The 255-nt window shown below is 46.7% G+C and carries 1 rRNA gene; it reads left to right on the top strand.

Annotation, left to right across the window (positions count from 1 at the left end):
- Window positions 1–255: ribosomal RNA gene (locus tag U0R10_RS11380) — 23S ribosomal RNA — on the top strand; the annotation flags it as partial.

Genomic DNA, 255 nt, shown 5'->3' with positions numbered 1-255 from the left:
TGGGCAAATAGATGACGGAGATTACAGGTTACCAGATACTGACGGAATAGTGTCTTTGAGAGGCGGCAGCAATGCCAAAACGAGTGTAGTGAGTAAACTTCCAAGAAAAGTCTAGGCGTGTATAACTGATAAGTAACCCGTACCGTAAACCGACACAGGTGGTCGAGAAGAATATTCTAAGGCGCTCGAGTGAATCACGGCTAAGGAACTCGGCAAATTAACCCTGTAACTTCGGGATAAAGGGAGCCACGAGCA

Origin of the sequence: Aquirufa avitistagni, from assembly GCF_042715545.1 — a bacterium.
GTDB classification, from domain to species: Bacteria; Bacteroidota; Bacteroidia; order Cytophagales; family Spirosomataceae; genus Aquirufa; species Aquirufa avitistagni.
The sequence above is the reverse complement of the archived record's forward strand: the minus strand, read 5'-3'. Positions and strand labels throughout refer to the sequence as shown.